The 26,349-nt window shown below is 56.7% G+C and carries 22 protein-coding genes; 19 read left to right on the plus strand and 3 right to left on the minus strand.

All coding sequences use genetic code 11. The features are described from left to right. Positions 1–113: 113 nt before the first annotated feature. From FO268_RS08510 to thpD, 14 genes are all read left to right on the plus strand, one after another. Positions 114–668 carry a YceD family protein gene (locus FO268_RS08510; protein WP_150991971.1) on the plus strand — a complete coding sequence of 185 codons (555 nt, stop codon included), beginning with the start codon at positions 114–116 and terminating at the stop codon, positions 666–668. 72 nt (positions 669–740) lie between these two features. Beyond that, entirely contained in the window at positions 741–920 is a 180-nt protein-coding gene (gene rpmF, locus FO268_RS08515) for a 50S ribosomal protein L32 (protein ID WP_150991973.1), read from the plus strand. 42 nt (positions 921–962) lie between these two features. After that, positions 963–1,964 (plus strand): phosphate acyltransferase PlsX, encoded by a 1,002-nt coding sequence (gene plsX / locus FO268_RS08520; RefSeq protein ID WP_263645062.1) that lies wholly within the window; start codon positions 963–965, stop codon positions 1,962–1,964. A 129-nt stretch (positions 1,965–2,093) separates the two neighbouring features. Next, entirely contained in the window at positions 2,094–3,035 is a 942-nt protein-coding gene (gene fabD / locus FO268_RS08525) for an ACP S-malonyltransferase (protein ID WP_150991977.1), read from the plus strand. A gap of 9 nt (positions 3,036–3,044) precedes the next feature. Further along, on the plus strand, positions 3,045–3,788 hold the full coding sequence (gene fabG / locus FO268_RS08530) for a 3-oxoacyl-ACP reductase FabG (protein WP_150991979.1): 744 nt from the start codon (positions 3,045–3,047) through the stop codon (positions 3,786–3,788). 132 nt (positions 3,789–3,920) lie between these two features. Continuing rightward, complete coding sequence (acpP, locus tag FO268_RS08535; RefSeq protein WP_007154069.1) at positions 3,921–4,154, plus strand: acyl carrier protein; 234 nt, start codon at positions 3,921–3,923, stop codon at positions 4,152–4,154. Between the two features lie 117 nt (positions 4,155–4,271). After that, a complete protein-coding gene (gene fabF / locus FO268_RS08540; protein ID WP_150991981.1) occupies positions 4,272–5,519 on the plus strand; it encodes a beta-ketoacyl-ACP synthase II in 1,248 nt (415 codons plus the stop codon). An 8-nt stretch (positions 5,520–5,527) separates the two neighbouring features. Continuing rightward, positions 5,528–6,346, plus strand: coding sequence for an aminodeoxychorismate lyase (gene pabC, locus FO268_RS08545; protein ID WP_150991983.1), 819 nt, complete (start codon positions 5,528–5,530; stop codon positions 6,344–6,346). Positions 6,347–6,351: 5 nt separating this feature from the next. Continuing rightward, entirely contained in the window at positions 6,352–7,422 is a 1,071-nt protein-coding gene (gene mltG, locus FO268_RS08550) for an endolytic transglycosylase MltG (protein WP_150991985.1), read from the plus strand. After that, positions 7,422–8,054 carry a dTMP kinase gene (gene tmk, locus FO268_RS08555; RefSeq protein WP_150991987.1) on the plus strand — a complete coding sequence of 211 codons (633 nt, stop codon included), beginning with the start codon at positions 7,422–7,424 and terminating at the stop codon, positions 8,052–8,054. Before mltG ends, tmk begins: the two co-directional genes overlap by 1 nt. A gap of 67 nt (positions 8,055–8,121) precedes the next feature. Then, complete coding sequence (locus tag FO268_RS08560; protein ID WP_150991989.1) at positions 8,122–8,901, plus strand: AraC family transcriptional regulator; 780 nt, start codon at positions 8,122–8,124, stop codon at positions 8,899–8,901. A gap of 203 nt (positions 8,902–9,104) precedes the next feature. Then, complete coding sequence (putA, locus tag FO268_RS08565) at positions 9,105–12,284, plus strand: bifunctional proline dehydrogenase/L-glutamate gamma-semialdehyde dehydrogenase PutA (protein ID WP_150991990.1); 3,180 nt, start codon at positions 9,105–9,107, stop codon at positions 12,282–12,284. Between the two features lie 216 nt (positions 12,285–12,500). Then, positions 12,501–13,991: a sodium/proline symporter PutP gene (gene putP / locus FO268_RS08570; RefSeq protein ID WP_150991992.1), complete on the plus strand. Its 1,491-nt coding sequence runs from the start codon at positions 12,501–12,503 to the stop codon at positions 13,989–13,991. 338 nt (positions 13,992–14,329) lie between these two features. Then, positions 14,330–15,292, plus strand: coding sequence for an ectoine hydroxylase (gene thpD, locus FO268_RS08575; protein WP_150991994.1), 963 nt, complete (start codon positions 14,330–14,332; stop codon positions 15,290–15,292). 110 nt (positions 15,293–15,402) lie between these two features. Here thpD and FO268_RS08580 read toward each other — a convergent pair whose 3' ends face one another. Further along, positions 15,403–17,997, minus strand: a complete 2,595-nt coding sequence (locus tag FO268_RS08580) for a bifunctional aconitate hydratase 2/2-methylisocitrate dehydratase (protein WP_150991996.1) — start codon at positions 17,995–17,997, stop codon at positions 15,403–15,405. Positions 17,998–18,191: 194 nt separating this feature from the next. On the opposite strand from FO268_RS08580, the gene miaE reads away from it, so the two are divergent. Together miaE and FO268_RS08590 are read left to right on the plus strand one after the other, a co-directional pair. Continuing rightward, positions 18,192–18,794 carry a tRNA-(ms[2]io[6]A)-hydroxylase gene (gene miaE / locus FO268_RS08585; RefSeq protein WP_150991998.1) on the plus strand — a complete coding sequence of 201 codons (603 nt, stop codon included), beginning with the start codon at positions 18,192–18,194 and terminating at the stop codon, positions 18,792–18,794. 84 nt (positions 18,795–18,878) lie between these two features. Further along, on the plus strand, positions 18,879–20,033 hold the full coding sequence (locus FO268_RS08590; protein ID WP_150992000.1) for a GGDEF domain-containing protein: 1,155 nt from the start codon (positions 18,879–18,881) through the stop codon (positions 20,031–20,033). Here FO268_RS08590 and FO268_RS08595 read toward each other — a convergent pair. Further along, positions 19,976–20,911 (minus strand): LysR family transcriptional regulator, encoded by a 936-nt coding sequence (locus FO268_RS08595; protein WP_150992002.1) that lies wholly within the window; start codon positions 20,909–20,911, stop codon positions 19,976–19,978. The two genes, FO268_RS08590 and FO268_RS08595, sit on opposite strands and share 58 nt — an antisense overlap. Before the next feature lie 119 nt (positions 20,912–21,030). Here FO268_RS08595 and FO268_RS08600 point away from each other — a divergent pair, with 119 nt between their 5' ends. After that, on the plus strand, positions 21,031–21,801 hold the full coding sequence (locus FO268_RS08600) for a ferredoxin--NADP reductase (protein ID WP_150992004.1): 771 nt from the start codon (positions 21,031–21,033) through the stop codon (positions 21,799–21,801). A 47-nt stretch (positions 21,802–21,848) separates the two neighbouring features. Here FO268_RS08600 and FO268_RS08605 read toward each other — a convergent pair whose 3' ends face one another. Continuing rightward, positions 21,849–22,508 carry an SRPBCC family protein gene (locus tag FO268_RS08605; protein ID WP_150992006.1) on the minus strand — a complete coding sequence of 220 codons (660 nt, stop codon included), beginning with the start codon at positions 22,506–22,508 and terminating at the stop codon, positions 21,849–21,851. Between the two features lie 328 nt (positions 22,509–22,836). On the opposite strand from FO268_RS08605, the gene FO268_RS08610 reads away from it, so the two are divergent. Beyond that, entirely contained in the window at positions 22,837–24,171 is a 1,335-nt protein-coding gene (locus tag FO268_RS08610) for an acetyl-CoA C-acetyltransferase (protein ID WP_150992008.1), read from the plus strand. Between the two features lie 21 nt (positions 24,172–24,192). Next, positions 24,193–26,298: a 3-hydroxyacyl-CoA dehydrogenase NAD-binding domain-containing protein gene (locus FO268_RS08615; protein ID WP_150992010.1), complete on the plus strand. Its 2,106-nt coding sequence runs from the start codon at positions 24,193–24,195 to the stop codon at positions 26,296–26,298. Positions 26,299–26,349 lie beyond the last annotated feature (51 nt).

A 26,349-nucleotide genomic window follows, 5' to 3' on the forward strand; every position in this document is an offset into this window, starting at 1 on the left:
GGCCCGGTAGCGATGTTATTATCGTAGAATACACCTATCCCCGCCGGAACCCCTGTCCAAATACGCATGAAGTCTTTGACAGCAGCGCGCCGGGCCCCTAAAATTGCGCGCCTATGTCAAATGCCTCAAGCGCCGAGCTGCCCAAAACTGTCGATCCTTACCGTTTGGCAGAGCAAAACATTGTGTTGGAGGGAGAAATTCCTCTCAAGGCATTGTCGCGCTTTGGTGATTCCGTTTACGGATTTGAGGACGGGGCTGTGTGCCGTGTGCAGCTGTCATTTTCCATGGACAGTGAACGCCGGCGCATGGTGACGGGCGAGCTTGAAGCGCCGGTTATTCTGGAGTGTCAGCGCTGCATGGGGCCCATGCAGAAAACGTTGGTTTCCAGCTTTGTTCTGGGGCTGGTAACCAGCGATGCGCAGGCGCAGCAGTTACCCAAAGAGCTTGAGCCGTTTCTGACGGACGATTTCAGCGCGAATTTATGGTCCATGACCGAAGATGAGCTGCTGCTGGTTCTGCCTCCGTTCCCGCTTCACGAGCGCGATGAGTGTCCCGCCAGGGAGGAGCTGGAAGCCTTTGAGCCGGATGATTCCGGTGACGAGCCGGTAAAAAAGTCTGAAGACAATCCGTTCAGCGTGCTGGCGGATCTTAAAACGAAGAAGCATTAATCAGGCGCCGCTTTTAACGGAAAACCGGCGCGAATTTCACGAACACACGTTTATCAGGTCAGGAGCATAATCATGGCTGTACAGAAAAACCGAAAGACCCGCTCAAAGCGCGGTATGCGTCGTTCACATGACGCCCTGAGCACCGCTGCTCTGTCTACTGATGCCACCACTGGTGAAGTGCATCGTCGTCACCACGTATCTCCAGACGGTTTTTACCGTGGCAAACAGGTAATTGAGGCTAGCGACGAGTAAATCGTCGCAAGCATCCACCCGCCAGTGCCAGATGGAGGAACGGTGAAACCGGTCACCATCGCTATTGACGCCATGAGTGGTGATCGCGGGGCTGCTGTGGTGGTCTCCGCTGCACTGGATGCGGTAAAAGAAAACGAAGCCTTGAGCCTTGTTCTGGTTGGAATCCGGAGCGAGCTCGAGGCTTTGCTGCTTGAAGGGCACCCTCGAATCAGCATTGTCGAGGCTGCCGATGTTGTGCGTATGAACGAGCGGCCCTCCCATGCGCTTCGGCATAAACGCAATTCCTCCATGGCGGTTGCCTTGGGCCTGGTTCGGGACGGCTCTGCCCAGGGCTGTGTCAGTGCCGGCAATACCGGTGCTCTCATGGCGTTCGGGCGATCTGTCATCCGTATGTACCCGGGTATCGAGCGGCCAGCGATTGCCAAGCTGATCCCTTCTCTCCGTGGCCGTTGCCATGTCCTTGACCTGGGGGCCAATGTGGACTCCACGGCGGAGAATCTTTATCAGTATGCTCTGATGGGTTCGCTGATGGCGTCTGCTATCTGTAATCAGCCTGAGCCCCGAGTGGCCCTGCTCAATGTCGGCGAAGAAGAGATCAAGGGGAACGAGCAGGTACGGCTTGCCTCGCATATGCTGGCTCAGTGCGACACCATTAACTACATCGGCTACATTGAAGGCAGTGACCTATTCAGGGACGTGGCTGATGTGGTGGTTTGCGACGGCTTTGTGGGCAATATTGCCCTGAAAACCGGTGAAGGCGTGGCCGGCCTGCTGATTGAGTTGCTGGAACAGGCGTTCACCAAAACCCTCTACGGCAGGTTTGTTGGCCTGTTGGCGCGGCCCATGATAGGGCGTCTTCTCAGGTTGATGGATCCGTCGCGACACAATGGCGCCAGCCTTCTCGGGCTACAGGGCGTGGTCATCAAAAGCCATGGCAATGCGAATGAGCGCGCCATGCTGGCGGCGATTCGCCAGGCCGTGCGCGAAGTGGAGCTCGAAGTGCCGAGCCGTATCAATGAACGTCTTGATGACCTGATGTTCTGATATTCCCTCCCGGAACAGACTTCTGAGACTAAAGTCTCTTCCCATTTTTGCCAGATTGGCTGTACCGGCCCCGGGGTTGTACTATTGGCTAATCTCCCGTAACCCTTCATTAACGGTAAGATTCGCGCTATGAAATCAGCTTTTATTTTTCCCGGACAAGGATCGCAGTCTGTAGGCATGCTGGCGACAGCAGCCGAGAGCTGGCCGATCATAGAAAAAACCTTTTCTGAAGCCTCTGACTTGCTGGGGTACGACCTTTGGCACCTGTGTCAGCATGGTCCGGCAGAGGATCTCAACCAGACGACGGTGACACAGCCGGCCCTGCTGACAGCCAGTGTTGCGCTTTGGCGCCAGTGGTTCGTGGCGGGGGGCAAGGCACCTGATTACCTGGCCGGACACAGCCTTGGAGAATACAGCGCCCTGGTGGCCGCCGAGAGCCTGAATTTCTTCGATGCCATCAAGCTGGTACGTCTGCGCGGTGAACTGATGCAGACTGCGGTGCCGGCTGGCGAAGGCAAGATGGCAGCGATTCTCGGCCTGGAAGATGACGATGTCGTCGCCGCCTGTGCAGAGGCTGCCAATGGGGACGTGGTTGCGGCGGTGAATTTCAATGCGCCGGGCCAGGTCGTGATTGCCGGCTCCGCTGCTGCAGTGGAGCGTGCCATTGACGCCTGCAAAGCTCGCGGCGCCCGTAAGGCCATGCCGTTGCCGGTGAGCGTGCCGTCCCACTGTGCATTGATGAAAGGTGCGGCCGAGGAGCTGGCAACAGCTCTCGATGAAGTCAGTTTTAACGACGCTGTCATTCCAGTCGTTCAGAATGTCACCGCGTCTGTTGCCCAGGATAGCGAGGCGCTGAAGAGTAATCTGGTCAAACAGCTATACTCTCCAGTGTTGTGGACAGACACAATCCGCGAACTGGTAGCGAACGATGTCGGGATCGCGGTAGAGTGCGGCGCCGGCAAGGTACTTGCCGGTCTGGCAAAGCGGATCGATCGTGACCTGTCGGTCTATGGAGTCGAGGAGCCGGATGCCCTGGCGAAAGCGTTAGAAGCGTTCGGACAAAAAGGATAGGAGCATTGCATGTCTCTTGAAGGCAAAACCGCACTGGTAACCGGTGCAACGCGCGGTATCGGTAAAGCCGTCGCCAGGGCGCTGGCTGAACAGGGCGCAACAGTCGTCGGCACAGCTACGAGTGAGGCGGGCGCAGAGTCTATTTCGGCCGATATCAAAGCAGCGGGTGCAAAGGGTTTCGGTATCGTAATGAACGTCGCAGACCCTGCCAGCATTGACGCCGGGCTGAAAGAAGTGAGTGAAAAAGCCGGTGCCCCGGTGATCCTGGTCAACAACGCAGGGATCACCCGTGATAACCTGTTAATGCGTCTGAAGGATGACGACTGGTCGTCCGTGATCGAAACCAATCTGTCGAGCGTCTACCGAACCAGCAAGGCTGTATTGCGAGGCATGGCAAAAGCCAGATGGGGTCGTGTTATCAATATCAGTTCTGTTGTAGCTGGAATGGGTAACCCCGGTCAGGCCAATTACTGTGCTGCCAAGGCCGGCGTGGAAGGTTTTACCCGTAGCCTGGCCAAAGAAATGTCGAACCGGGGGATCACTGCCAACTGTGTTGCCCCGGGATTTATTGACACGGATATGACCCGAAAACTGGACGACAAGCAACGCGAGGCTATGATGGAAGTCATACCTGCCGGTCGTCTGGGTGAGCCTGAAGAAGTGGCAGCGGTAGTTGCCTTCCTGGCTTCGGAGGCCGCCGGTTACGTGACGGGCGAAACGATTCACGTCAATGGCGGTATGTACATGGGATAGTCCCTGCGGGGGCATGTGCGCAAACCCTTGTTGCACAACATGTTTGAATGGAACCCCTGCTTGTCTGCAGGTATGGTTTAAACTAAACTGGCAGCACTTAAGTTGCTTGGTTGACACAAAAGTGAGGACATTATGAGTACAGTTGAAGAGCGCGTTAAGAAGATCGTTTGTGAGCAGTTGGGCGTTAAAGAGTCCGAAGTTCAGAACACATCTTCTTTTGTAGAGGACCTTGGCGCTGACTCACTGGACACCGTTGAGCTGGTCATGGCACTCGAGGAAGAGTTCGAGACCGAAATTCCGGACGAGGAAGCGGAAAAGCTGGCGAGTGTTCAGGACGCGATCGACTATATCGTCGCGCACACCTGATACTCAGCACGTTTTTTGCGCCAGGCAAGAAGCCGTCCATGTGATACTACAATGGGCGGCTTTTTTATTGGCCGGCATTTATTCTACCAATACTGAAAAACCTCAGGTGAAGGGGATATGGCTAAACGACGTGTTGTGATAACAGGCATGGGAATGCTGTCGCCGCTGGGTAACGACGTGGATTCGTCCTGGGAGGGTATCCAGGCAGGGCGCAGTGGCATCACCGAAATCGATCGGTTCGATACCACGGGATACAACACACGGATCGGCGGCGGTATCAGAAATCTGGATATGGAATCCTACCTTTCCACCAAGGATGCCAGGAAGCTCGACCCATTTATTCATTATGGTCTCATTGCGGCCCAGCAGGCAGTCAATGCCAGCGGGCTGGAAGACTATGCTGACCTCGACAAAGAAAGGGTGGGGGTTGCCATAGGCTCCGGTATCGGCGGTCTTGAATACATCGAAAAAACAGTCATTACCATGGAGAAGTCGGGGCCCAGAAAGGTGTCACCTTTCTTCGTACCGGCGTCCGTTATCAATATGATCTCCGGTAATGTCGCCATTCGGTTTGGTTACCAGGGGCCCAACATTGCCATTGTGACTGCCTGTACCACCGGTACCCATAATATTGGTTATGCAGCCCGCACCATCGCTTACGGCGATGCGGACGTGATGCTGGCAGGTGGTTCGGAAATGGCGACGACTCGCAGTTCCATTGCCGCGTTTTCAGCAGCCAGGGCGTTATCCACCCGCAATGACGAGCCAGAGAAGGCAAGCCGGCCCTGGGACGCTGGGAGGGATGGATTTGTACTCAGCGATGGGGCCGGAGTAGTGGTGCTTGAAGAGCTTGAGCACGCCAAACGCCGGGGAGCAACCATTCACGGAGAAGTGGTCGGCTTCGGTATGAGTGACGACGCTTTTCATATTACCTCCCCGCCAGAAGGTGGCGAGGGTGCCGCCCGTTCGATGAAGAATGCGATTCGTGATGCAGGGCTGGAACCAGCCGCGGTCGACTATATCAACGCCCATGGTACTTCCACCCAGGTGGGGGATGTCGCCGAGGTCGCTGCAGTAAAGTCGGTATTCGCGGAACACGCTTACAAACTGGCGGTCAGCAGTACCAAGTCCATGACAGGCCATCTGCTCGGTGCAGCGGGCGCCGTGGAGGCCATTTTCTCAGTGCTGGCGATTCGCGACGGTGTCCTCCCTCCCACTATCAACCTGGATGACCCGGATGAGGGTTGCGATCTCGACTTCGTGGCCGGGAAGAGCCGCAAGGCTGACGTCCGGGTTGCCCTGTCGAATTCCTTCGGGTTTGGCGGTACCAACGGTACCCTGATTTTCCAGCGCTACGAAGACTGAGCAGGGCTGTGCTGGACGTTATCCGGGGTGAGAACAATGAGGTTTCCATAGCTGATCGCGGGTTAGCCTATGGTGACGGCCTGTTCGAAACCATCCGCATGTCCGGACAGAGGGCGGTTTTACGTGAACTTCATCTGGACCGGATGGTGGCAGATGCAGCCCGGCTGGACATACCGGTACAGCGAAGCGACCTGGATGCGGCGATAGCGCAGGCCGGGATTGATCACGAAGCCGTCTTTGATGGCAGTGACTGGGTGCTCAAGCTCATTCTGACCCGCGGCCAGGGAGGGCGGGGGTACCGATTGCCGGAGAGCTGCCAGCCCAGTCTGATCGTGTCCGTCTCGCCCATGCCATCGCCTCCAGACAGCCGCGGAGTGGTCGCGGATGTGGCGCAGTTCCCCTTGACTGTGAATCCCCGGCTGGCCGGTATCAAGACCCTCAACCGGCTTGAGCAGGTACTGGCAAGCCGCGAGTTTACAGGGAAGGAGTTCGAGCTGCTTATGAGGGATGGGGCAGGGAACCTTGTTGAGGGTACCCGGACAAACCTCTTTGTAAGGCACGGGAATCAATGGATCACCCCGCCTGTGCAGAGTCTTGCTGTAGCCGGCGTGATGCGAAGATATCTTATCGATTGTCTTCGCACAGACGGACAGGAAGTTTGTGAGCAGAATGTGCCGCCCTCGCTGCTTTCGTCATCCGGTTTCCGGGGATTGTATCTGGTCAACAGCGTTGTCGGCATAGTTCCGGTTCGCAAAATGGGAGACGTTGATTTGCCAGTGGATGGCGGGCTTGAGACAATCTGCGACCCTTTGAAAACTTTGGAATAAAACGCTTGCTCAAGAAGTTACTCATAAGTCTGTTTTGCGTCGTTGTGCTGGCAGTTGCCGGCACTGGTCTCTGGGTATGGCAGGGTCTTCAGACCCTTGAACAGCCAGTCACGCTCGATGAGCCGGTTCTGTTCACTGTCCCTTCCGGGAGTGGTTACGGCCAGGTTGCCCGTAAGCTGGAGGCTGAAGGCCTAACGGGGGACAGTCTGTGGCTGAGGGTCCATGGCCGGCTCTATCCTGAGCAGACCCGTCTCAAGGCCGGGGAGTATGAGTTTACGCCTGGCATGAGCGCTCTGGAGATGACCTCCATGATGGTGGCAGGCGCGACCAAGCAATGGCAGATCCAGTTCATAGAGGGCTGGACCTTCCGGGATATGCGCCAGGCTCTGGCAGCCAGCGAACGGCTTGAGAAGCGAACCACGGACTGGACTGACGCGCAGATCATGGAAGCTATGGGCGCTGAAGGGGAGCACCCTGAAGGGCGCTTTTTCCCGGATACCTATCTGTTTACCAGCACCGATTCTGACCTGGATCTTTTGCGGCGTGCCTTTGAGAGAATGGAAGGGGTGCTTGCGAACGAGTGGGAGGCCAGAGCTGACAACGTCCCCTATGATTCACCTTACGAAGCCCTGATCATGGCTTCCATCGTGGAGCGGGAAACGGGTGCCGTCCATGAGAGAGAAGAGGTGGCCGGTGTATTTGTCCGCCGTCTGGAGAAGGGAATGAGACTGCAGACCGATCCTACGGTCATCTACGGCATGGGGGACAAGTATCAGGGCCGGATTACCCGTCGCGACTTGCAAACCCGCACTGATTACAACACTTACCGCATTGATGGCTTGCCGCCAACACCGATTGCATTGCCCGGGCAGGAGGCTATTCATGCCGCTTTGAACCCTGCCGACGGTGATGCGCTGTATTTTGTGGCGCGCGGTGATGGTACCCACAAGTTTTCCCGGACTTTGCAGGAACACCAGAAGGCAGTGCGTGAGTTCCAGCTCAACCGTCGCGCTGACTACCGTTCTTCTCCCGCCCCTGTGCCGGTCCCTGACCCGGAGGCGGAGGAGAGCGACTGATGGCCAGCCGAGGGCAGTTTATTACTTTTGAGGGTACCGAAGGTGTTGGGAAGTCCACCCAGCTTGCGACTGCTGCGAATACCCTGAAAAAACTTGGTATTGACTATATTGTGACCCGGGAGCCTGGCGGTACACCGATGGCAGAAGCCATTCGTGAGCTTCTGCTGGCACCCCGGGAAGAGCCGGTCAACGACATGACTGAGTTGTTGCTGATGTTCGCTGCCCGAGCACAGCATCTCCATACCCGCATACTTCCGGAACTGAAGTCTGGGCGCTGGGTCCTGTGCGACCGCTTCACCGACGCTACCTTTGCCTACCAGGGCGGTGGCCGGGGTGTACCCGCTGAGCGTATTGCCCAGCTGGAAAGTCTGGTGCAGGGAGACTTTCGTCCGGACCAGATAATTCTGCTCGATGCACCGGTAGAAACCGGCATGACCCGCGCCCGGGACAGAGGTGAGCTGGACCGATTCGAGCAGGAAGCCGTTGCCTTCTTCGAGCGTATACGCCAGACCTATCTCAAACGCGCTACCGAGGATCCTGGTCGGTACCACATAGTGGATGCGGCACAGCCCCTGGAGGCAGTCAGTGGGGACGTGGCCAGTCTGATCCAGAGCCTGGTGCAGCGGGCCTGACCGTGCATGTAGCGCGATGTTCTGCTTTAATTGAGTAACATTCTCAATCAATCTCCGGGTCGCGGGTATGTTGAACGCACGCTTGCTCAAGCTTCCAACGGCTTCTCATCACCACCGCCACGAACACCATCAGATTGTTGTGGGGGTGCGGGGGGAGGCTGATCTCAGCATCGACGGAACCGGTTCCCACCTGGACACCTGGCGTGCATGCCTGGTGCCTACCGAAGCCAGGCATGATTACTGTGGCGACCTGCAGAATCACGTTCTGGTCATCAATCTTGACCCCTATATGCCGGCCCTCAATAGCCCGGCTCACACCGAATATGAAACCTTGGCCCCGTTGTTCGAACGGCCGCGGACGCTGGTGCTCGACAGCAAATTACAGGGACTGGTGCAGTTTGTCGCCGGAGAGTTTGATCGCTCGCCGGACAATGAAGGCATGAAGCACCATATGGGTGCCAGCATTCTGCACTGCATGGCTGAACGCCTGAATGAAGGCCGGGAAGTGCGTCAGAATCGCCACGCCATAAGCCCCGATACCATCCGCCGCTATATTATGGAGAATATCCAGCGCAAGATAACCGTCAACGATCTTGCTGGCGTTGCGTGCCTCAGTGTCAGCCGCTTTCATGAAATGTTCCGGGAGGTGGTGGGCGTTACGCCACACCAGTTCCTGCTACAGACCCGCCTCGACCAGGCTGTGCAGTTACTGACAATGACTCCCCTGTCGGTGGCAGAAGTCAGCTACCGGACAGGATTCTCTTCCCAGAGCGCTCTCACCAATGCCCTCCGAAAACACAAGGGCACAACACCCTCCCGCCTACGAATTGATGGCAAAGTCGCCTGATTTGCTAAAAAACGCCCATTTCCGGATGAATTTACAAAAAAATCGTAGGATTTTGTAAGCTTGTGATCCGTAGTAATACTAACTTATGAAGGTAGCTGGTCATCGTCAGGGCGCTGGGTAAATTTATGCGTGTTGTCTGACCCCAACAGAATAATAAATTCGGGTATTCGGCTGGCCGCCGGTGCCATCGACGAGGCGCTAACATGTTCAATGCAAGCAGGGTTCTGGAGCCTGCATTTCAGGAGCAGCCGAAATCCTTTTTCTGGCAGGGAATTATCGCCAACTACGCCGTCGATGAGGCCCGCTACCTGAATGAACTGATCCCCCTTGCCCAGAGCGATGCTGCAGAGCATCGTGACATCACCGAGACGGCGACCCGTCTGATCAGAAAAGTCAGGGATCAGGACGATTCCGTCCATATGATTGATGCGCTGCTTCAGGAGTACAGCCTGGACACGCAGGAAGGTATCCTGCTGATGTGCCTGGCCGAAGCATTGATGCGTATCCCCGATAAATACACGGCTGATGCACTGATCCAGGACAAGCTGTCCGACGCAGACTGGAAAAAACACGTTGGCCGCAGCGAGTCCACCCTCGTCAACGCTTCGACCTGGGGGCTGCTGCTTACAGGGCGCGTGGTCAAAATGGATAAGCGTCTGGACGGTTCGCCTTCCAGCATCTGGCGACGTCTTGTCAAACGTAGCGGTGAACCGGTTATTCGCAGTGCCATGTATCAGGCCATGGCCATTATGGGGAAGCAGTTCGTGCTGGGCCGGGATATCGACGAAGCCCTCAAGAACGCCGGGGAATATCGGGATCTTGGCTACACCTACTCCTTCGATATGCTGGGCGAAGCGGCGATGACCGGCGATGACGCCGCCCGCTACCTGAAGGATTATATGGATGCCATTCGCTCCGTCGGAAACGATACCTATCCCGCCAGCAAGGCTCCGCCCCCCTCGATTTCCATCAAGCTCTCCGCGCTCCACCCCCGTTATGAGGTGTCCCAGGAAGAGCGTGTGTTGCAGGAACTCTACGCCACACTGACGGAGCTTCTGACAGTCGCACGTGAGAATAAGGTGTCGATCACCATTGATGCCGAGGAAATGGATCGTCTGGAACTTTCGCTCAAGCTGTTTGAGAAAGTATTCAGTTCTCCGGTCGTCAGAGGGTGGGGCGGTTTCGGGGTGGTTATCCAGGCCTACTCGAAACGAGCGTTGCCGGTCCTGTGCTGGCTCACGAAGCTGGCCAGGGAACAGGGTGACGAGATTCCTGTGCGGCTGGTCAAAGGAGCCTACTGGGATACGGAAATCAAGATCTGCCAGCAACTGGGGCTGGAAAGCTACCCGGTATTTACCCGCAAGGAAGCTACGGATACCTCTTACCTGGCTTGCCTTCGGTTCCTCCTAAGCGACTATACAGGTGGGGCGTTGTATCCCCAATTGGCCAGCCATAATGCCCACACTGTTGCCGCAGTGCTGGCGATGGCCAGGAATAAGCAGCGCCAGATCGAGTTCCAGCGCCTCCATGGTATGGGAGACGCGCTATACAACAGTATCCTTGAGCAGAGCGATATTCCCGTGCGTATATACGCACCGGTTGGCGCCCACAAGGATCTGTTGCCGTATCTGGTTCGCCGGCTGCTCGAAAATGGCGCTAATTCTTCGTTCGTTCATCGCCTTGTGGATGCCGCGACACCCATTGAGGATCTGGTTCAGAACCCGGTCCACGAACTCCAGAAATATGATTCGCTTCCCAATGACCGGATTCCGGCGCCAACCCGTATTTACGGTGACGAGCGTCGTAATTCCCGGGGCCTGAATATCCACGTTGCATCCGATCTCGATCCGCTGCTGAACCATCTGGCCCAGTGGTCAGAATCGGGCTGGGAGGCGGCGCCGGTGATCGGCGGGGAAAAACGGCGGGAGGGAAGCCCCATGGAAATTACCGCTCCCTACGATACTACGTGCCCCGTGGGGCACGTTTACTGGAGTACTGAGGCTCACGTGGCTGAAGCACTTGAAACCGCCGCCGCAGGCTTTCCCGGATGGCGGGATCGCCCGGTGGAGGACCGGGCCCGGTGTCTCGAGAAATACGCGGACCTGCTGGAAGCCCACATGGAAGAGCTTATGGCGATCTGTTGCCGTGAAGCTGGTAAAACCATGCAGGATGGCATTGATGAAGTTCGCGAAGCCGTTGATTTCTGCCGCTATTACGCTATCCAGGGCAGGGCCCGGTTCGGTGATGCCATGGCGTTGCCCGGGCCCACGGGAGAGAGCAACGAACTCTATATGGAAGGACGCGGGGTGTTTCTCTGTATCAGCCCGTGGAATTTCCCGCTGGCCATTTTTACCGGCCAGATGATGGCAGCCCTGGTTGCTGGCAATACAGTGATTGCCAAACCAGCGGAACAGACGAGCCTGGTGGCTGGGCGCGCTTTCGAGCTGATGCTCGAAGCCGGATTCCCGCCTGAAGTGATTCAACTTTTACCCGGTGATGGTGCAACAATTGGCGGCAAACTGACCCCGGACCCCAGAATTGCCGGCGTGGCCTTCACCGGTTCTACACAGGTAGCGCATATTCTCAATCGTGCCCTTGCAGAGCGCGAAGGGGCCATCGTGCCTCTGATCGCGGAGACAGGAGGTCAGAATGCGATGATTGTGGATAGCAGCGCGTTACCGGAGCAGGTGGTCAGGGATGTGATCCAGTCGGCCTTTGCCAGTGCAGGCCAGCGTTGCTCGGCATTGCGCGTGCTCTATATCCAGAAGGATGTAGCCGAGCGAATCGAAACTTTGCTGGCGGGCGCAATGCAGGAACTGACGGTTGGTAACCCGGAATTGCACAGTACCGATGTCGGGCCGGTGATTGACGATGAGTCACAGGCGAGCCTGCGGTCCCATCTGGCCGAGCTGGATAAAGGCGCCCGATTTATTGCCAGTACGCCCCTGTCTGATTCCTGTCAGTCCGGGTACTTTGTGTCGCCCTCTGCGTACGGGATCTCGGGGATAAATGAGCTGAAAAACGAACATTTCGGGCCGATTGTTCATGTTGTCCGCTACACTGCAGAGAAACTGGATGACGTTATCGATGACATCAACGCCGCCGGGTACGGCCTTACGCTGGGTATTCACAGCCGCAGTGAATCCACCGCTGCGTATATCGAACAGCGTGTGAAAGTGGGCAATACCTACGTTAACCGAAACCAGATCGGAGCGGTGGTGGGTGTGCAACCCTTTGGTGGGCGGGGCTTGTCGGGGACCGGTCCGAAAGCGGGTGGCCCGCATTACCTGCTGCGATTCGCCACCGAGAGAACCCGTACGATCAACACGACGGCCGTGGGCGGTAATGCCTCGTTGCTGTCCCTTGGAATTGAAAAGGTGTAAACGGCGCTATGCTCCTAAAGCAGGGCGGAACAGAAACTGATGAAGGATAAGGAGGTAAGCATTGCGATGCGGAGGCTGGCGCTATAAGCAGTAGCGCCTCATCACTTGGGCAATAAAGAGCGTTAAAAAAAACAAAGGGTGCGACTATCGGCTTGAAGGCGGTAAGCGCGCCAACCGGACGGAGTCAGATCTGTCCAATTGAACTGGAGGAGTTTCATGGCTATTGGTGTTTGGATAAGTCTATTTCTTTATTTTGCGCTCATGATCGCCATCGGCGTTTATGCAATGCGCAGAGCTACGTCTTCATCCGAGGATTACATGTTGGGTGGGCGAGCACTCAGTCCAAAGGTGGCGGCGCTTTCGGCCGGGGCTTCGGACATGAGTGGCTGGCTGCTTCTGGGTCTGCCCGGGGCGCTGTTCGCATCAGGCCTGGGTTCGGCCTGGATCGGTATCGGTCTGCTGGTGGGCGCGTTCTTTAACTGGACGCTGGTAGCGCCACGGCTTCGTGAGCAGACGGTTCACTACGGGAACGCCATTACGATTCCGTCCTTTCTCGCTAACCGGTTCCCGACGCAGGCGCTTTCTCTGCGTACCGTCTCTGCCATCGTTATCGTCATTTTCTTTGCGGTTTATACAGCATCCGGACTGGTGGCCGGCGGTAAGCTGTTTGAAAGCGCATTTTCCGGAATTTTCAACTTCGGTGGCCTGAGTGACTACGCAGTCGGTATCGTCATCACGCTGGGTGTCGTGCTGGCGTATACGGTCGTTGGCGGGTTCCTGGCGGTAAGCATGACGGACTTTGTACAGGGCTGCATCATGATGCTGGCACTGGTCATCATGCCACTGGTTGTGCTCTTCGGCGAAGGGGGCGGCGGCTTTGCCCAGGCTTCACAAACGCTGAATGAAGTTGACCCGACACTACTGTCGTGGACAGAAGGGCTAACCATCATAGGCTGGCTCTCTGCGGTGACCTGGGGTCTGGGTTATTTTGGCCAGCCTCACATCATCGTGCGCTTCATGGCGATCCGTACGCTGAAAGACGTGCCAATTGCCCGTAACATCGGTATGAGCTGGATGCTTATTTCCCTGATCGGTGCTGTCTCTCTTGGTGTGTTCGGCCGTGCCTACGCCATTCGCAATGGCATGGATATCCAGGATCCTGAAACCATCTTCATCATCCTGTCGGATCTGCTGTTCCATCCGCTGATCACGGGCTTCCTCTACGCAGCCCTGCTGGCCGCGGTTATGAGCACCATCTCCAGTCAGCTTCTGGTGTCGTCCTCGTCCCTGACGGAGGATTTCTATCGTCTGTTCCTGCGTAAAGAAGCCAACGACAAGGAATGCGTCAATGTCGGCCGTGTCTGTGTAGTACTGGTTGGTCTGGTAGCTGCTGTTATCGCCTCCGACCCGAACTCTCAGGTTCTGGCCCTGGTCAGTAACGCCTGGGCAGGGTTTGGTGCCGCATTTGGCCCGCTGATTATACTGTCGCTGATGTGGCCTCGCACCAATGGCGCTGGCGCCATTGCAGGCATGGTTGCCGGTGCCGCTACCGTTATCATCTGGATCTCCCTGGGCTGGAATGGCGAGTTCATGGGTGGACCCGGGGTGTACGAGATCATTCCTGGCTTTATCGTTGCCTGGGTCGCCATCATGGTAGTGAGCCTTGCTACGGAAGATGCTGGTGAGTACCAGCACATTACCCGGTAGACAAGAGCACGAATCATGCAATGAGTAAAACTGGGGCTCCTTTTCGGAGCCCCTTTTTTTAGGCACTCAAAAAGCCGGCGGCTGGTCTATGGCTGCCTGCTCGTGGCCGGCCCGCGCACGAATGGGTCTTCAAAAGTAACATGTTGCGAACCTCTGACAGAGATGCAAATATCAGGTACGGACTTGTTCGTGCAAGTTGCCTGAATCGTACAGCTGAATAGCCAAGTGGCCATCGCAAGAATATGTGGGAGGGTTTTGCGGAACAGGAAGTCCCCACGCCGCTTTGTTCGAAATGGCCTGCATCCTGGCTGCCACGCAGACAATGGAGGTTAGTGAAAATGGCACAGAACACAGACCTTTTTCCTACGCGTCTCAAGAAAAAACGCGATCCGTTTATTCGCACCGACCCGGTCGTCCACTCTCGCAACCAGCACCGCTGGGAAGGGCCTCTGGATGAGGTCGCGCTTTCCCGCTATGAGCGTGACGGCTTTCTTTGGTTTGAGGGTTTCTTCAACCAGGAGCGTATGACCCCCTTCTTCGATGAACTGAAGGAGATGGCGAAAGATGAAAAACTGATGGAGTCGGAGCAGATCATCAATGACCCCAACACGGGGGAGATCCGGTCGGTGTTCGGAATGCATGAGCTTTCCGATCATTTTCAGCGGCTCACCCGTGACCCGCGAATTTTGGGAATGGTACGCCAATTGCTCGGGAGCGAGGTGTACATTCATCAGTCACGGATCAATGACAAGTTTGGTTTCGAGGGTAGCGGGTTCGACTGGCACTCGGATTTTGAGACCTGGCACAGTGAAGATGGCATGCCGCGTATGCGAGCGGTAAGTGCGTCCCTCATGTTGACGGACAACACCGAGTTCAACGGCCCTTTGATGTTAATTCCCGGCTCTCACCATTTTTTTGTTCCCTGCGTCGGGGAGACGCCCGATCTGAACTGGAAGGACTCGCTGAAGGCCCAACGGCTTGGGGTCCCCGATCGGGACGCACTGGCTATGCTCGCGAGACGCGGCGGCATCCAGGCGCCGAAAGGCCCGGCGGGTTCGCTGATGCTGTTTGAGTGCAATACCTTGCATGCGTCGAATAAAAATATGTCGCCCTGGCCCCGTTCGAACCTGTTTTTCGTCTATAACAGCGTAGAGAACAAGTTGCGCAAGCCGTTTGCAACGGAGACGGAGCGGCCAGAGTTCCTTGGGGCGCGAAAAAACTGTGCCCCGCTGAGTATGCATGACGAGTTTCCGGAGCATGCGAATCAAGGGGTCACCCCGCCAAGGTACCAGGGATATTAATCTGGTAGCGATCCAATTCCAGGGGACTGAACAAGCATAAAAAACGCCAGCCCGAAGGCTGGCGTTTTCATGGAGCTACCTTTCTACCTTGAAGGCAAGAAGGTCAGATCTTAAGCAACGTTCGCTTCAGATGCCTTGCTGGTGTAATTCTCCATCTGGTCGAAGTTGAGATACTTGTAGATCTCTTTCGACATGCTGTTCAGGTCCTTGGCATACTCCATGTACTCCTCGGCAGAGGGGAGCTTGCCCAGCACCGCACCCACGGCCGCCAGTTCCGCGGAGGTCAGGTACACGTTGGCACCATCGCCCAGGCGGTTGGGGAAGTTACGGGTGGACGTGGACAGCACCGTGCTCTTTGCGGCCACGCGAGCCTGGTTACCCATGCACAGGGAGCAGCCCGGCATCTCGGTGCGTACACCGGCAGTGCCGTAGATGTTGAAGTAGCCTTCTTCCATCAACTGGGCCTGATCCATCTTGGTGGGAGGAGACATCCACAGACGGGTCTTCAGGGGCTCCTTGTTCTGTGCCAGCAGCTTACCCGCGGCACGGAAGTGACCGATGTTGGTCATGCAGGAACCGATGAACACCTCGTCAACCTTGTCGCCAGCCACTTCGGACAGGGTACGGGCATCGTCCGGGTCGTTCGGGCAGCACACGATGGGCTCTTTGATTTCAGCCAGGTCGATTTCAACCACGTGGGCATACTCGGCGTCCTTGTCGGCACGCATCAGCTTCGGATCAGCAATCCACTCTTCCATCTGCTGGGCGCGACGCTCGAGGGTGCGTGGGTCGCCGTAACCTTCAGCAATCATCCAGCGCAGCATGGTGATGTTGGAACGCAGGTACTCGGCCACGGACTCTTCAGACAGGTTGATGGTACAACCGGCTGCGGAGCGCTCGGCGGAAGCGTCAGACAGCTCGAACGCCTGCTCAACGGTCAGGTGCTCAAGGCCCTCGATTTCCAGGATGCGACCGGAGAACTCGTTGATCTTGCCTTTCTTCTCAACGGTCAGCATGCCTTGCTTGATGCCGTACAGCGGGATGGCGTGTACCAGGTCACGCAGGGTGATGCCCGGCTGCATTTCGCCCTTGAAGCGAACCAGAACGGATTCCGGCATATCCAGCGGCATAACGCCGGTGGCAGCAGCGAAGGCCACCAGGCCGGAACCGGCCGGGAAGGAGATGCCCATGGGGAAACGGGTGTGGGAGTCACCACCTGTGCCCACGGTGTCTGGCAGAAGCATACGGTTCAGCCAGGAGTGGATGATGCCGTCGCCCGGGCGCAGGGAAACACCACCACGGGTGCGGATGAAGTCCGGCATGGTGTGCTGCATTTCCACGTCTACCGGCTTCGGATAAGCGGCAGTGTGACAGAACGACTGCATTACCAGGTCGGCCTGGAAGCCCAGGCACGCCAGGTCCTTCAGCTCGTCACGGGTCATCGGACCAGTGGTGTCCTGGGAACCGACGGTAGTCATGTGCGGCTCGCAGTAGGTGCCGGGGCGAACGCCTTTGCCCTCTTCCAGGCCGCAGGCCTTGCCGACCATCTTCTGGCCCAGGGTGAAGCCCTTGGTGCCTTCTTCCGGGTCATTCGGCAGACGGAAAATGTCAGTGGCACCCATGCCCAGGGCGGTGCGGGCCTTGTTGGTCAGGCCACGGCCGATGATCAGCGGGATACGGCCGCCGGCCTGGACTTCGTCAAGGATCACGTCGGACTTGAAGTTGAACTCGGAGATGGTTTCTCCGGCTTCGTTCAGGATCTTGCCGTCGTAGGGGCGGATTTCGATCACGTCCCCCATGTTCATATCGTCGACCGGTGCTTCGAATACCAGGGCGCCGGCATCTTCCATGGTGTTGAAGAAGATCGGGGCAACCTTGTTACCGATACAGACACCGCCGGCACGCTTGTTCGGTACGCCCGGGATGTCGTCACCGAAGAACCACAGCACGGAGTTGGTGGCGGACTTACGTGAAGAACCGGTACCGACTACGTCGCCCACGAAAGCAACGGGCAGGCCCTTGGACTTGATTTCGTCGATCTGGCTCATGGGGCCGGTTACGCCGGGCTCTTCCGGCTTCAGGCCGTCGCGTTCCATTTTATAGGCGGCGCGGGCGTGCAGCGGGATATCCGGGCGGGACCAGGCATCCGGCGCAGGGGACAGGTCGTCGGTGTTGGTTTCGCCGGTTACCTTGAACACCACCATTTTGGTGCTTTCGGGAACCTTCTTCTTGTTGGTGAACCACTCGGCATTGGCCCAGGATTCAACCACTGCCTTGGCGATGGCGTTGCCAGCGTCCATTTTTTCTTTAACGTCGTTGAAGGCATCAAACATCAGCAGTGTGTGCTTGAGCTCTTCGCCGGCCAGTTCGGCCAGTTCGCTGTCGTCCAGAAGATCAACCAGAGTGGCGATGTTGTAGCCACCCTGCATCATACCAAGCAGTTGGACGGCCTTCTTCTTGTCGATCAGCGGAGAAGTCGCTTCACCTTTAACAATCGCAGACAGGAAGGCAGCTTTTACATAGGCCGCTTCGTCCACGCCCGGCGGAATGCGGTTTTCCAGCAGGTAAACGAGAGTTTCTTCTTCACCGGCCGGGGGATTTTTCAGGAGCTCGACCAGTGCGGCGGTCTGCTCGGCATTCAGAGGCTTGGGGGGAATACCCAGAGCTTCGCGTTCTGCAACGTGTTCACGGTAGGCTTCTAACACGATATGGACCCTCATCAGTTGGAATGTCCCGCGCCGTGGGCGTCTTTGCCTGGCGGGAGTTTTATGGCGAAAAGGCGTTAAGTTGGCGCTGCATTCTATAGGAAACCCCTTACGAAGTTAAGATGGACAGAGGTCGGAGGCATCTGTTATGTCGTGTATAATTCCCGCCCCGATTAGCTGACCTGCTGTGAACCATGACCGACGCACTGAATGCCATCCACGACTTCCTGCCCTGCAGAACCCCCCGGCGCTGGATTGAGAACGCCCTGGCAAACCAGGACCTGATGCTGGTCGACCACGCCCACTGTGAGAAAAAAGCAGCCTCAACGGCTCTCAGCCTCATGTATCGCTACGTGGACAATACTGACCTGCTCAACAAAATGTCGCGCCTGGCCAGGGAGGAACTCCGGCATTTCGAGCAGGTGCTGGCGATTATGGGCAAACGTGGCGTGCGCTATGATCACCTGACCCCGGCACGTTATGCTGCTGGCCTGCGCAAAGAAGTGAGGGCAGAAGACCCGGGCCGGCTGGTGGATGTCCTGATCGTCGGGGCGATTATTGAAGCCCGCTCCTGTGAGCGTTTTGCCGCCCTGGCACCACATCTTGACGCCGAACTGGCGGACTTTTACACCGGGTTGCTGAAGTCAGAGGCGCGGCACTACCGGGATTACCTGAAGCTGGCGGAGCAGGCGGCCAAGGGCCGGGTGGATGATCGTATTGAAACTTTCCTGGACCTGGAACGGCAACTGATCGAATTGCCGGACACGCAATTCCGGTTTCATAGCGGCCCCGTCTGATCTATCTTTAAAGCCTGTCCTCAACAAAACACAGGCGCATTTCCACATTATGCTTTCTATCCATGCCGCAACGGAGTTTGGCCGATGTTGTCCGTTGTAAGACGGCTCTGGTCGGGTGGTGTGGCTGGCAAACCCGTCAGCTTGCGTCGCCAGATAGAACTCTGTAACCAGGTGGGGTTATTTGGGGCCGCTGCCACCATCCCTTACCAGTTCTTTTATTTTTTCTACGATTTTGCTCTTTATCGCGGCGTTTTCCTCGCAAACCTCCTGTTCATTGCCACCTACCTGCTGGTTTTAGTGCTCAACCACAGAGGCTGGTACAACACAGCCCGAAACCTCTTACTGGTTAACGCCTGCAGCCAGTTGTTTGTTGTGACTTTTTTCATCAGTGCCGGGGCCGGTGTTCACCTGTTCTATTTCACCCTTGCCGCTATACTGGTGTTCCTTTTCCAGCACCTGCCGGTGTGGCTATACAGCGCCATCATGACCGTTTTCGGCTCACTTTATGTGGCTGCTCATTTCCTGTTTCCACAGGGCTCCGTTCCCGCCCCGGTGCCGTCGCCGTGGATCGACATCATGTATGGAGGCAGTGTTGCTGGTGTGTTGACACTGTCTGGTGTCTTTCTCTATCTGTTCCGGAAGAGTATCGATCAGGCCGAGAACGAGTTGACGATTAACAATCGCCACCTTGAGACACTGAGCACCACCGATCCATTAACCGGCCTCGCCAACCGACGCGGCCTTGATGAAACGCTTGAGCGCGAATGGGCGCGGCTCTCCCGCCATCCGGGCGTGTTGTCGGTGATCATGTGCGATGTGGATCATTTCAAACGCTTCAACGATCGCTATGGTCACGACGGTGGCGACAGATGTCTGCAGCAGATCGCCACGGCTCTGCGGAGCGTTATCTCCCGGCCCTCGGATCTGGTGACACGCTACGGAGGTGAGGAATTCGCGCTGATATTGCCCGGCACCGATGAGGAAGGCGCCCGCTTTCTGGGAGTAAAGCTGCGCGTTGCGGTCCAGGGGCTGGCGATCCCCAATGCTGACGTGGGCAAGGGTGCCTGCGTCACCATCAGTGTTGGGGTTTCCAGTATTGATCACTTTCGTTCAGATGGCGCTGCCTGCCTGCTCAAGCGTGCTGATGAGGCGCTTTATCGGGCCAAGGAGAAAGGACGCAATCAGGTGGTTTTTCTGCCATACAGCAGTCCACGTTCGTCCGGTAAGGGCGGGTCCTGAAGCTGTTCACAAAGATCGATCCAGCGGTCGATGCCAGCGCTCCGGTATTTCTGCTTGTGCAGGATAAAGTAGAAGGTGCGGTCGAATTTCCTTTCTTCCGGGACTTTCAACGGTACCAGACTGCCCCGACGAAACGCATCTGCCAGGCACACCCTGGACAGGCAGCCAATACCGAGATTGGCTTCCACGGCCCGTTTGATGGCTTCTGTATGTTCAAGTTCGAGCAGAATGTCCAGATCCGGCAGCAAGCCGTGCAGTCCCCGCTCGAACGTCTGTCGGGTGCCGGAACCCTGCTCCCGCATGACCCAGGTGGCGGATCGAAGATCCGGGTCTGACAGCCTTTCCTTCGCGGCGAGAGGGTGATCAGGAGAGCAGAAGACAACCAGCTCGTCGCCCCTCCAGGGAATGACCTCCAGTTCCGAGGATTGAAGTTCACCCTCAATCAGCCCGATGTCCAGCTCGAAGTCACTGACCCGTTTCGCAATAGTGCGGGTATTGGCTACTTCCAGGGACACTTTCGGATGCGTAGGGGTATTCATGTATTGGGCCATAACGCCGACGGCCAGATAGTTACCGATAGTGAGGGTAGCGCCCACTTTGAGGGCACCAACCTCAGTATGCTTACTGAAGGCCTGTTCCAGTTCGCCGGCCTGGGCCAGCAGGGCTTCAACTTTCGGGCGGTACAGGCGTCCCAGCTCGTTGAGTTGAAGACGTTTGCCCACCCGGTCGAAGAGCTGGATATTGAACTGGTTTTCCAGTTCCTTCAGAGCGCTGCTGGCTGCAGACTGGGACATGGCCAGTGAATCGGCGGCCCGGGTGATGTTCTGGAAGTGCGCCGCGGCCAGGAACACCTCGAGCTGACGGAAACTGAACTTCATAATCGATAAATCCGAATAAGGTTATGAAAATATCCCATTTTGTCGATAGGTTACCTGTGGGTTATTATTTACACAATCATTTTCATCCATTTGCCAATGGCTAACAAACGGGCGATACCATGAGCAACCTGAACAAAGAGCGTGTAACAAGTGTTCGTCACTGGAACGACACACTCTTCAGCTTTACGACCACCCGTGATCCCGGATTCCGGTTCAAGAATGGTCATTTCACCATGATCGGCCTGGAAACCGATGGCAAACCGCTGATGCGCGCTTACAGCATTGCCAGCGCTAACTATGAAGAGGAGCTGGAGTTCTTCTCCATCAAGGTGCAGGACGGCCCGCTGACTTCACGGTTGCAGAAAATTCAGGTTGGCGATGAGATCATGGTGAGCCGCAAGCCGACCGGCACCCTGATCATGGACAACCTGCTGCCAGGCAAGAACCTCTGGTTGATCAGCACGGGCACCGGCCTGGCGCCGTTCATCAGCATTATCAAAGACCCAGAGGTTTACGAGGCCTTTGACAAGGTGATCGTTACCCACGGCGTTCGTTACAAGTCTGAACTGGCTTACCAGGATGAGATTGAAGAGCTGCCGAACAACGAATTCTTTGGCGAAATGGTTGAGGGCAAATTGCTCTACTACCCCACGGTTACCCGTGAGGAATTCCGTAATACGGGGCGCCTGACCGACGCCATGGAAAATGGCAAGCTCACCAAAGATCTGGGGTTGCCCGAGTTTGATCTTGAGAACGACCGCTTCATGGTTTGCGGCAGCCCGAGCATGCTGAAAGACACCTGCTCCATCCTCAACAACATGGGCTTCAAGGAAGCGCGCCACGGCAACCTCGGCCACTATGTGATCGAAAGGGCATTCGTGGAGCAGTAAATCAGCCGGGCCTTCTATAAGCGGAAGGCCCAGCTTCTCCACAACTCCTATCTTCCCCCAATCGGTATTGCTCCCGCTTCCATGTGGGCTTTGAGATTGCGCATATTTTTAGAAAGCACCGATGACTCAAGGCCTTTCAGGAAGTGTGCTGCGGCATTGCCGGCGGAGTTACCCGGAGGGTTGAAGTTGAGGGTTACGGAAACCTCTGTACCTGCGCCGTCTGCTTTTGGCTCAAAGACAACGGATCCCCAGGTGTTGATCTCGGAGCCTTCCAGCGAGCGCCAGCTAAGGCGGCGGTCGGGTATATCCTCGATCACCTCGGAGTCCCACTCCAGCGAGGGTCCAGCGGGAAGGCGGGCTACCCAGTGGCTGATATTACCTTCGCGCGGGGTCACCTGCTCAAGAAAGTTCATAATCCGCGGAAGGTTCGAAAAGTCCCGCCAGAACTCGTAAACGTCGCTTGCAGGGCGATCGACCACCACAGAGCTGCTCAGGTGGACATCCCGACTGGCGCCGTGCGCGGAGGGTAACCGTTTTGGCTGTGAGCGACCATTCTGGACCGCTTTGAATAACAGGAAGGCTCCCCCGAGCCCAAGCAATGCTCCAAACAGCCCTCCTTTGCGCGAAGCGAGTGCGATAAGACTACCGCCTGCTGCGCCGCTGTTCTTGGACAAGGTACGGGAAAATTTTTCGGATGCACGCGTCATGGCTTAGCTCCTTCAAGCAGGTTCAATGTGAACGTACGCGCCTCTATCTTGCGCCCGCCTGCGGAAAAGACGAATTATCACAGGTTAAGTTCTGCGCCTCAGAAGGTGTTTTTTTGATGAAGGGCTGATTACAGATCCAACATGTGATGGAGAAAGAAAAATTTTCGATTTCTCTGCAAATTTTTCCGATACCCACACTTCGGAATAACCCTGGAAAGGAAGACCGCGAAGCTAAGAGGCTGTTCCTGAGCCGATTGAACAACACTGGCGTGCCGGTTGCTTATGTATTGGAAGCTAACCCGCTTCCACCAGTGAACAAGGAGCAGCCATGGTCGATCCGCAAAGTGCAAGCCACGAACGCGCCGCCCCGGAGAGCTCCAGACCCAGGCCAGTCTACCTCGTTGACGGTGCGCGAACGCCCTTTCTGAAGGCAAGAGGAGAACCGGGGCCTTTCTCGCCCGTCGACCTTGCAGTGCAATGCGGCAGGCCATTAGTGATGCGCCACCCCGTTCCGCCGGAAGCTTATGATCAGGTTATCCTGGGGTGCGTCAATGTTGTCCCGTCGGAGATGAACCCTGCCCGTATTGCGGCCCTACGAATGGGAATGGGGGATGCGATGCCAGCGTTCACTGTACAGATTAACTGTGGGTCAGGCATGCAGTCTGTTGACACGGCGTTCCGGTACATCCGGGACGGTCGGGGCGAGCTTATTCTGGCGGGCGGAACCGAAGCGCTCAGCCGCGCCCCGATGATGTTGCCAGATGCGGCGGTGCAATGGCTGTCGGGACTGAACAAGGCGTCTTCCGTTCAGGATTATGCCCAGCAGATAAGCCGGCTCAATCCCAAGGACTTCAAACCAGAAATCAGCCTTGCTCAAGGTCTGACAGATCCGATTGTGGGCATGAGCATGGGACAGACCGCGGAACTGCTGGCGCATCAGTTCAGTATCTCCCGCAGGCGAGCCGACGAATACGCGGCCAGCAGCCATCAGCGTCTGGCTCGCGCAGCAGAGCAGGGGTGGTTGTCTGACGAAATTGTCCCTGCGGTTTCGCCGGATGGAAGATTGTTCAGCAAGGATGACGGAGTGCGCCCTGACACCTCACCGGAATCCCTCGCGAAATTGAAACCGGCATTCGAGCCGCCTTATGGACAGGTTACTCCGGGTAACAGTTCACAGGTCACCGATGGCGCCTCCTGGTTGATTCTGGCCTCTGAGGAAGCAGTAGAGCGTTATGGACTTGAACCCCAGGCAGTCATTGTCGACAGTGAGTGGTCCGCACTGAACCCGAGCATTATGGGGTTGGGGCCGGTACTAAGCTCAACCGCGTTGCTCAGTCGGCATCAGATCGATTTACACGACGTGGACCTGTGGGAAATAAACGAGGCTTTTGCCGCGCAGGTGCTGGCCTGTGTCGCCGCCTGGGACGACGCAGCGTTCTGTCGCATTGCGCTTGGCCGGGAACAGCCGGTGGGCCAACTGGATATGCGCAAGCTGAATATCGACGGTGGTGCAGTTGCCCTGGGGCACCCTGTTGGAGCGAGCGGTAACCGTATAGTTCTGCATCTGATGAAGGCGTTGTCCAGAGAGGGGCTGAGAAAGGGGGTCGCCACCGAATGCATCGGTGGCGGCCAGTCCGGCGCCATGCTGATCGAAACCATCTAGCTTTCCAGCCAGGAGGCGACCATGACCGAAGACATACTTGAACACCTCAATAGTCGCGCCCGATATCTTGGTCCTGATGACGAGCAGGCACTCTCTGTCACCCGGCTCAATCATTGGCGCCTCAGTCGCGATGAGCACGACATTGCGTGGCTGGTGTTTGACCAGCAGGGGACCTCAGCCAATGTGCTCTCGTCCGAAGTACTTGGAGAACTGGAGGAGCTTGTCCGGAATATCAGGGAACAGGCCCCCCGGGCAGTGGTCCTCAGGTCGGCAAAGAAGACCAGTTTCTGTATGGGGGCAGACATCAGCGAGTTTCGTGACGTCACGACGGAATCGGAAGTGTTGTCGAAACTGGCCGAGGCCCACGACATTGTGGATAGCTTCGAAGCTCTGTCCTGTCCCCGGATCGCGGTAATTCACGGCCAGTGCCTTGGCGGCGGTCTGGAGCTGGCGTTAAGTTGCAGCTATCGACTGGCAATACCCGGCGCGAGATTCGGCTTTCCGGAAATCCAGCTGGGCCTGCACCCGGGACTGGGGGGGACCGTACGGTTGCCCCGGCTTATCAATCCGGTGGAAGCGATGAAACTGATGCTTACCGGAAAACCTGTCGTCCATCAGAAAGCAAAAAAACTTGGACTTGTTGATGATGTTGTAGAGGAGCGTCATGTGCTGGCTGCCATTGAGGCAGCTATTGCCGGCGATCTGAACAAACACCATCACGGCCTGAAGGATCAGGTGATGATGAGCGGGCCCGCCCGGCAGCTTGAAGCCCGCCAGATGCGGGCTGAGAGTGCAAAAAAGGCGCCACCTGAGCACTATCCTGCACCGGGCGCCCTCATTGACCTGTGGGAAAACCATGGCGGCGATACTTCAACGATGGCCGAGGCAGAAATGGAGTCTTTTGCCCGCCTTCTGCAAACGGAGACGGCGCAGAATCTGATGCGTGTGTTCTTCCTCAGAGAAAAGTTGAAAGGCCTGAGCGATGCTGACGCTCAGGACATCTGCCATGTCCATGTGGTCGGCGCTGGCGAAATGGGCGGGGATATTGCTGGCTGGAGCGCACTGAAGGGCCATACGGTCACCTTGTTTGACCAGGATCCGGATAAAATTTCAGGTGCCATTAAAAAACTGTCGGAGTTATGTGAGCGAAAACATTATTCCTCAGCCGAAACACGAGAAGCTCTGGATCGCCTGGTGCCCGACTTTGCCAATGACGGCGCCTACAAAAGCGACCTCATTATTGAGGCCGTTCCAGAGGATGTTGATATCAAACGTAAAGTCTATGAGGAGGTAGAGTCACGGATGAAGCCGGGTGCGATTCTGGCTACCAATACCTCCAGCATACCTCTGAACGAGCTTGCTCGAAGTGTAAAAGTACCCGAACGTCTGGTAGGACTGCACTTCTTTAACCCGGTGGCGGTCATGCCACTGGTGGAAGTGGTCACGCACGAAAAGTTGGCCGAAGAGAACTATGCACGGGCGCGCGGGTTCACCGGCCAGATTGAACGACTACCTGTTCCGGTGAGCGACGCACCCGGGTTTCTCGTAAACCGCGCTCTGACGCCCTACCTGATGGAAGCCATATTGATGCTTGATGAAGGTGTTCCGGCAGAGAGCATTGACAGGGTTGCCGAAGATTTTGGCATGCCCATGGGGCCTGTTGAACTGGCAGATCAGGTAGGGCTGGATATCTGTGTGGGGGTTGCGGACATGTTGAGGGAGCGCCTTGATTCCACCCTTCCGGAGTCACCAGATTGGCTTACGGAATTGGTCGACAGGGGAGACCTGGGCAAGAAAACGGGGCGAGGGCTTTATACCTGGAAAAAAGGGGAGCCCCGTAAAAGCCAGAAGGCCGACGATGCCCCCGAAAATACCCTCGACCGGTTGATTCTGCCCATGCTCAATGCCTGTGTCGCTTGCCTGAACCAGAATGTTGTGGAGAGCGAAAACGTTGCCGATGCAGCGATGATTTTTGGCACCGGCTTCGCGCCGTTCCGCGGCGGGCCTTTCAGGTACATTCACCACCGCGGAGCTGAGAAAATTCACTCTCAGTTGCGGGATCTGGAGGATCACTATGGCAAACGGTTTGAACCGGATAAAGGCTGGCAAAAACTGATCCGCGCCTGATTCCGCCTTTACACGGAGGGGCGGGGCCCCTCCTCATAAATAGCTGACGGA

The sequence above is a fragment of the Marinobacter denitrificans genome, from assembly GCF_008795955.1.
Lineage (GTDB): Bacteria > Pseudomonadota > Gammaproteobacteria > Pseudomonadales > Oleiphilaceae > Marinobacter > Marinobacter denitrificans.

Bases quoted from the DNA above. Each gene is read 5' to 3' on its own strand.
- FO268_RS08510 (WP_150991971.1), top strand. From the start codon at position 114: ATGTCAAATGCCTCAAGCGCCGAGCTGCCCAAAACTGTCGATCCTTAC.
- rpmF (WP_150991973.1), top strand. From the start codon at position 741: ATGGCTGTACAGAAAAACCGAAAGACCCGCTCAAAGCGCGGTATGCGT.
- fabD (WP_150991977.1), top strand. From the start codon at position 2,094: ATGAAATCAGCTTTTATTTTTCCCGGACAAGGATCGCAGTCTGTAGGC.
- fabG (WP_150991979.1), top strand. From the start codon at position 3,045: ATGTCTCTTGAAGGCAAAACCGCACTGGTAACCGGTGCAACGCGCGGT.
- acpP (WP_007154069.1), top strand. From the start codon at position 3,921: ATGAGTACAGTTGAAGAGCGCGTTAAGAAGATCGTTTGTGAGCAGTTG.
- fabF (WP_150991981.1), top strand. From the start codon at position 4,272: ATGGCTAAACGACGTGTTGTGATAACAGGCATGGGAATGCTGTCGCCG.
- tmk (WP_150991987.1), top strand. From the start codon at position 7,422: ATGGCCAGCCGAGGGCAGTTTATTACTTTTGAGGGTACCGAAGGTGTT.
- FO268_RS08560 (WP_150991989.1), top strand. From the start codon at position 8,122: ATGTTGAACGCACGCTTGCTCAAGCTTCCAACGGCTTCTCATCACCAC.
- putA (WP_150991990.1), top strand. From the start codon at position 9,105: ATGTTCAATGCAAGCAGGGTTCTGGAGCCTGCATTTCAGGAGCAGCCG.
- putP (WP_150991992.1), top strand. From the start codon at position 12,501: ATGGCTATTGGTGTTTGGATAAGTCTATTTCTTTATTTTGCGCTCATG.
- thpD (WP_150991994.1), top strand. From the start codon at position 14,330: ATGGCACAGAACACAGACCTTTTTCCTACGCGTCTCAAGAAAAAACGC.
- miaE (WP_150991998.1), top strand. From the start codon at position 18,192: ATGACCGACGCACTGAATGCCATCCACGACTTCCTGCCCTGCAGAACC.
- FO268_RS08590 (WP_150992000.1), top strand. From the start codon at position 18,879: ATGTTGTCCGTTGTAAGACGGCTCTGGTCGGGTGGTGTGGCTGGCAAA.
- FO268_RS08595 (WP_150992002.1), bottom strand. From the start codon at position 20,911: ATGAAGTTCAGTTTCCGTCAGCTCGAGGTGTTCCTGGCCGCGGCGCAC.
- FO268_RS08600 (WP_150992004.1), top strand. From the start codon at position 21,031: ATGAGCAACCTGAACAAAGAGCGTGTAACAAGTGTTCGTCACTGGAAC.
- FO268_RS08605 (WP_150992006.1), bottom strand. From the start codon at position 22,508: ATGACGCGTGCATCCGAAAAATTTTCCCGTACCTTGTCCAAGAACAGC.
- FO268_RS08610 (WP_150992008.1), top strand. From the start codon at position 22,837: ATGGTCGATCCGCAAAGTGCAAGCCACGAACGCGCCGCCCCGGAGAGC.
- FO268_RS08615 (WP_150992010.1), top strand. From the start codon at position 24,193: ATGACCGAAGACATACTTGAACACCTCAATAGTCGCGCCCGATATCTT.